6 protein-coding genes are annotated in these 5,921 nt (G+C 62.1%); 3 read left to right on the top strand and 3 right to left on the bottom strand.

Annotation, left to right across the window (positions count from 1 at the left end; genetic code table 11):
* Positions 1–354 precede the first annotated feature (354 nt).
* The 3 genes from pyrF to FLM9_RS01635 are packed head-to-tail and all read right to left on the bottom strand — an operon-like array spanning position 355 to position 2,771.
* Entirely contained in the window at positions 355–1,140 is a 786-nt protein-coding gene (gene pyrF / locus FLM9_RS01645; protein WP_306806773.1) for an orotidine-5'-phosphate decarboxylase, read from the bottom strand.
* Positions 1,141–1,178: 38 nt separating this feature from the next.
* Entirely contained in the window at positions 1,179–2,414 is a 1,236-nt protein-coding gene (gene tyrS, locus FLM9_RS01640; protein ID WP_074456961.1) for a tyrosine--tRNA ligase, read from the bottom strand.
* Positions 2,415–2,453: 39 nt separating this feature from the next.
* Complete coding sequence (locus FLM9_RS01635) at positions 2,454–2,771, bottom strand: DUF1825 family protein (protein ID WP_074456964.1); 318 nt, start codon at positions 2,769–2,771, stop codon at positions 2,454–2,456.
* A 90-nt stretch (positions 2,772–2,861) separates the two neighbouring features.
* Here FLM9_RS01635 and FLM9_RS01630 point away from each other — a divergent pair, with 90 nt between their 5' ends.
* The 3 genes from FLM9_RS01630 to FLM9_RS01620 all read left to right on the top strand — a co-directional run bounded on the left by FLM9_RS01630 (position 2,862) and on the right by FLM9_RS01620 (position 5,729).
* Complete coding sequence (locus FLM9_RS01630; protein ID WP_081340113.1) at positions 2,862–3,587, top strand: ComEA family DNA-binding protein; 726 nt, start codon at positions 2,862–2,864, stop codon at positions 3,585–3,587.
* Positions 3,584–4,159: a hypothetical protein gene (locus FLM9_RS01625; protein WP_074456960.1), complete on the top strand. Its 576-nt coding sequence runs from the start codon at positions 3,584–3,586 to the stop codon at positions 4,157–4,159. The genes FLM9_RS01630 and FLM9_RS01625 overlap by 4 nt, the downstream gene beginning before the upstream one ends.
* A 61-nt stretch (positions 4,160–4,220) precedes the next feature.
* Positions 4,221–5,729, top strand: a complete 1,509-nt coding sequence (locus FLM9_RS01620) for a leucyl aminopeptidase (RefSeq protein ID WP_074456959.1) — start codon at positions 4,221–4,223, stop codon at positions 5,727–5,729.
* Positions 5,730–5,921 lie beyond the last annotated feature (192 nt).

Here is a 5,921-nt window from a genome sequence, read left to right as displayed (position 1 = left end):
GGCCTTATGACCCCAAAGTGGTTGTTTTGACACCCTGTGAAGTTCTCAGGCTCAAAGTAGGCTCAATCTGACTCCCGCGCTGCTGTAAAAACCCAATTTCCCAAACTTTCCCTAACAGATATTTGGTATTTGGTCGTGTACAATGCGAATTCTGGATGAGGGGACCAGGAACAGTCGCCATTTCCCCACCTGAACACGATTACCAGTCCCTGTCAAACCTTCCCGCAACTAGCTTTTCACGGCGAGAGGGCATCCTCCCTCCCAGGCCCGTCAGGGGCCGGCCCAGCAATTTGCTGCCGCGGGACTTGCAGTGGGGTGCAGCAGAGTTGATCCCAGCACTTCTCTCGAACCAGGTCATCCAAGGCGTCCAGGCTGTCCCGGTAATGATGAAGCGCTTGCCCCAGTGCTTGCCTGTGGTGGGGGAGCCGCGGCAACTTGCCGGCAGAATTGGGCAAACACCAGGCCGGGATCCACGGCCTGGGTCACGGGCCGACCCACCACCAGCCATGTGGCGCCCGCGGCCATGGCCTCCATTGGCGTCATGGTTCGGGCTTGGTCGTCCCCTTGGACGGGGTGGAGGCGGATGCCGGGGGTGACCAGGGCCATGGCAGGCTGGTGGCGGTGGAGCTGTGCGGCATCCCGAGGGGCGCAGACGCAGCCACGGAGACCGGCCTGGGCAGCCAGTTGGGCCAAGTGCTCCACATGAGCTGGGAGGGGGTTCGCAATAGCCAGTTGCTGGCGGAAGGGCTGGGGTCGCCAACTGGTGAGGACCGTGACCCCCAGGAGCAAAGGTGAAGGCAGACCAACAGCCGTGGTGGCCTCATCGGCGGCTTGCTGGGCCATGGCCATGGCCTCCATGCCGGCGCTGGCATGAACTGTGAGCAGGCCGGCTCCAAGCACCGCAGCACGGCGGCAGGCTCCGGCCATGGTGGCGGGAATGTCGTGAAACTTGAGGTCCAGAAACACCCGGAGACCACGGTTGCGCAGTTGGGTCACAATTCCGGGGCCGGTGCTGATGAAGAGTTCCAGGCCCACCTTCACCCAGCACAAACCGGGGATCCTCTCCGCCAGCGTCAGGGCCTCCTCTCCGTCACACCCGTCCAACGCCAGGATGAGCCGCTCCTGGGGGGAGGCGGGCAAGAGGGCCTGAAGATCAACAGCATTGCCCATACTGCCCGTCAGCCCACCAGACGGCAAAAGGTCTTTTTCCCCAGTTGGAGCACCTTCCCCTCCAGTTCGTCTTTGCTCAAAGCTCTTTGGGGATCCGTGAGCTTTTGCCCATCAAGACGCAAAGCGCCCCCCTGGATGCGGCGGCGGGCTTCGCTGGTGCTGTTGACCCCTGCCCTGGTCTTGAAGAAGACCCCGTGCAGCAGTTGATAGGCCGGAATGGGGGTTGCCCAGTCCCAGATCGCCTCCAGGCGCGCTTCGGGAACCTGGGCCTCGGCGGCGCTGGCTTGGGGCGTCATCACCAAGGTGGCAGCCGAGGCCTGCGCCGCCTGTGCCGCCTCCCGGCCATGGAGAGATGCCGTCACCTCCAGGGCCATGGCCTTTTGCCGCTGGCGGGGATCCTTGGGCATGGTTGCTGGATCCACGTCCGTGAGCAGGGTGATGTAGTCGTCCACCACAGCATCCGCCACCTTCTCCAGCTTGGAATAGGTGGTGAGGGGATCCTCCTGAAGGCCGATGGTGTTGCCCAGGCTCTTGCTCATCTTTTGCACCCCATCAGTGCCCGTGAGAATGGGCAGCAGCAGCCCGAATTGCGGCGGCTGGCCAAAACGACGCTGCAGATCCCGGCCCATGGCCACGTTGAACTTCTGGTCTGTCCCCCCCAGCTCCACGTCCGCCTTGACCATCACGGAGTCGTAGCCCTGCAGGAGGGGGTAGAGAAACTCGTGGAGGGCAATGGCAGCACCCCGCCCATAGCGATTGGCAAAGTCCTCCTTGGCCAGCATTTGCCCCACGGTTGCGGTGCCCAGTAACCCGATCACTTGGGTGAGATCCAGCTTGGTCAGCCATGTGCTGTTGCGGTGAATTTCCAGCCGTCCCGGCGTGACAAAATCCAGAATCGGACCCAACTGCTCCAGGTAGGTGCGGGCGTTTTCCTCCACCTCCTGGGCGCTGAGTTGCGGTCGGGTCGCTGATTTGCCGGTGGGATCCCCGATCCGGGCGGTGCAATCCCCGATAATCACCACGGCCGTGTGGCCAGCGTCCTGAAAGGCCCGCAGCTTGCGATAGAGGATGGTGTGTCCCAGGTGAATGGAATTGGCGGTGGGATCAATGCCCAGTTTCACCCGCAGGGGGCGATGGGCCTGCTGGGCGGCAGCCAGCCGGGCCGACAAGGTTGGGTGGCGGTGATCGGCAGCATGGGGGAACAGGTCCGCCAGGCCCCGTTCCAACCAACCGGGAAGTGTCATCCAGTGCGGTGCGGTCAGGCTGGATGGTAAATTGCTGCCTCAACCGCTGGCTTGGCGGTGCATCTGCTCCAGGGTGCGTTTTGCCTGGTCGAACATTTGATCCGGGGTGATGCCCATCTGGCCAAGCTGGGTCCTGAGTTGTTCCACCGTCATGCGGGCCTGGAAGTCATCGGAGAGTTCAAAGCGCTTCATGAAGATCCGATAACGCTCCATGAGCGCCTCCATCTGGGCAATGAAAAGCTTTTTGCCTTCCCGGTCGAACTTGCCGTAGTCACTGCCAAGGTGCATGAGCTGCTGGTAGTCCTCAAAGAGGCGCTTTGACTCCTGCTGAACAATTTCCGACTCAAAGAAGCTCATGGCCTGGCTGTGTGAAGAAACCCTGATACCTTCAATTGTCACCACGAACCGCTGCCTTTGGGCTTGCCGTGGTTGGCGTGTTTGCCACACTTGGGCTTCCTTGAAGACGGGCTGTTGACGGCAAAGGGGCACTGGCTTGATCCCCTGGCCCGTCGCCTCCTCCAGGCTACGGGGCATTTGCCACGGCATCCGGTGGCCGCAACGGCGACCGGGCCGGATGACCATGACGAGGCTGTGGAGTTGGAATTGCTGTCGTTAAAACTTCACCAAAATCCATGGTTGCCCTTGCCGGATGAGGCCAGCGTGCAACGTGCTGCCCGGCTGGGGGTCCAACTGGACGTGAATCGGGCCACCGCGGCCCAATGGCAACGGCTGCCCGGGATGCGTTGGCAGTGGATTGAGCGGCTGCTGCAACTCCAACGCCAGGGCGCCCACCTCCATGACTCGGCAGAATTGGGACAACAACTGGGGGTGTCTCCCACCTTGCTGCGGCTCTGGCAGCCTATTTTGGTGTTCCGTTCCCATGGGAACCCTCCACGCCTGCCCCTGTTGATTGACGTCAATGGGGCCAGTGGACATCAATTGTGCAGTTTGCCTGGCCTGGATGGGGATCAGGTGGTTCTGCTGCTGCGGGAGCGCCAGCGGGGCCGGTTTCTCAGTTTGGCTGATTTGCAAAGCCGTTTGCGACTGCCGGATCCGATGATGGCGGCCTTGGCGGGGCGGCTCCACTGTGGCCGTGGCCCAGTCCCACCGGACCTTCCCAGGCGGGCGTTCAGACTGAACCGGCCCAGTCCTCCCTCCTCTGCCGAGACGTGACCCAGTCCAACCTGTTCCCCACAGGAGACGACAGCCGCCTGGTTGATGGCCACCTGCACCTGCGCCGGGACCAACTCCGACACTGGCAAGCTGGCGTGGCCAGCCACCAGCAGGCTGCCCGCCTTGGGGGAAGCGGCCATCAGGGGCAGTTGTTTGCCACTATCCAGGATTCCCTGCTGCCCTGTGGCATTGATCCCTTCTCGCTACTGCCCCAGCCGCTGAGTTTTTGGCGATGGCCGGAGCCCCCCAACCATGGGGCTGCCCATTATTTCGTCATTGACGACGCTTCCCACCTGCCCCATCCCCTGTTGTTGTACGTGGGTGAAACCGGCCAGGCGGCACGGCGCTGGAAGGGCAGCCACGACTGCAAGGCCTACCTGGCCAGCTACCTACAAACGCTGCAGATGGTGGACCTCACTGCAGCCATCTCGGTGCGGTTCTGGTGTGACGCCCCGTCACAACGGACAGCACGCCGAGCCCAGGAGACCCGGCTGATCCATTACTGGCAGCCCCCGTTCAATCGGGAGATGCAAGGTCGCTGGCGAACCCCGTTCACGGCACTGGCGGATTGAGGCGGGGCTGTTCATCCCACTTTGCTAAGGTAAATGACTCAACCTTTTCAAGCGAAACGTCATGGTGGAGTTGCATCTCATTGCTGCGGATGCTCCCCTGCCGGAGGAGGCCGCCCTGGCGGTGGGGCTGTTCAGTGATAAGTTGGATGCTGGCGTGACAGAGCTGAACACACGCCTTGGGCTCTCTCTGGCCAACCTGGTCAGTCAACGGAAATTCAAAGCCAATGCCGGGGAGGCCCTGGTCTTCCAGCTCCTCAGTGGGGCCCCTCAAACCGTGCTGCTGCTGGGATTGGGGGAACGCTCTGGTCACACTCTGCAAGGCTTGCAAAAAGCTGCGGTTCGGGCGGCACGGGCTGCCCAGGATCAATCTGTCAAGACCTTGGTGCTGGACCTGCCCCTGGCGGGGCTGGGACCGACTGCGGCACTGCAGACGCAGGCCATGGCGGTGCGGTTGGCGATGTTTAAGGATTTGCGCTTCAAGGGAAAGGCCAGGAACGGGGACAAGGGCAGTGACAGGAAAGACACCACCACCCTGAATGATGTGCGGATCGTCTGTCCAGGTGCCCAAGCCGTGGCGCTGGCGCGGGCTGAGGCCATCTGTTCTGGGGTGGAGTTAGCCAGGGAGCTGGTTGCGGCACCACCCAACGTGGTGACCCCCCTGTCCTTGGCCACAACCGCTCAACAGTTGGCGGAGGACCATGGCTTGGGGTTGAAGATCCTGGAGCGGGCGGACTGTGAACGTCTGGGGATGGGCTCCTATTTGGGCGTGGCCCAGGCCTCCGGGTTTCCCCCCAAGTTTCTGCACCTCACCTACCGCTCGCAAGAGCCGGTCAAGCGGTGTCTGGTGTTGGTGGGGAAGGGGCTCACCTTTGATTCGGGAGGGTACAACTTGAAAGTGGGCGCCTCCCAGATTGAAATGATGAAATACGACATGGGGGGCTGTGGAGCAGTACTGGGTGCGGCCCGCGCCATTGGTCAACTCAAGCCCAAAGGGGTTGAGGTGCATTTCATTAGTGCAACCTGTGAAAATATGGTCAGTGGCGACGGCCTTCGCCCCGGCGACATTATCACGGCAAGCAACGGCATCACCATTGAGGTGAACAACACGGACGCAGAGGGACGTCTAACGCTGGCGGATGCCTTGATCTATGCCTGTAACCTGAAACCGGACGCAGTGGTGGATCTGGCAACGCTGACCGGTGCTTGCCTGATTTCCTTGGGGGATGAGCTGGCCGGCTTGTGGAGCCCGGACGATGAGCTGGCGGCGGACCTGCTGGAGGCTGCCCAGCGCTCTGGTGAAGGCCTCTGGCGGATGCCGCTGCCGGCTTCTTATCTGGAGCGCATGAAGAGTCCCTTTGCCGATCTGAAAAATACCGGCCCCCGTTTCGCTGGCGCCATCACTGCTGCCCTGTTCCTGAAGGAATTTGTGAGCCAGGGTGTTGCCTGGGCCCACATGGATATTGCCGGCACAGTCTGGTCTGATAAGGGCCATGGGGACAATCCTGCCGGCGCCACCGGCTACGGGGTGCGCACGCTGGTGGAATGGGTCTCAGCCCATGCCGCTGACTGAAGCCGGAGTGCGGGCATCCCCCTAGAAGCAGCCGTCCACGGCAATGGTGTAGCGGAGTCCTGATGCCCGGGGTCGGGAGTTGGAACCCACTTTCACGTTCACCTCTGTCACCAGCTTGCCCCGTGGGGGATAAAAAGGCCCCAGGCGACGGTATTCGCCCGGATCCAGCAGGAGCTTGTCTCCAAAGATCTG

This window comes from Candidatus Synechococcus spongiarum (genome assembly GCF_900047545.1).
Classification (GTDB): Bacteria; Cyanobacteriota; Cyanobacteriia; order PCC-6307; family Cyanobiaceae; genus Synechococcus_B; species Synechococcus_B spongiarum_C.
Note: the sequence above shows the minus strand (reverse complement) of the source record. Positions and strands in the feature narration are given on the sequence as shown.

Excerpts from the sequence above, each read along its gene's own strand:
- tyrS (WP_074456961.1), bottom strand. The coding sequence starts at position 2,414 with ATGACACTTCCCGGTTGGTTGGAACGGGGCCTGGCGGACCTGTTCCCC.
- FLM9_RS01635 (WP_074456964.1), bottom strand. The coding sequence starts at position 2,771 with ATGAGCTTCTTTGAGTCGGAAATTGTTCAGCAGGAGTCAAAGCGCCTC.
- FLM9_RS01620 (WP_074456959.1), top strand. The coding sequence starts at position 4,221 with ATGGTGGAGTTGCATCTCATTGCTGCGGATGCTCCCCTGCCGGAGGAG.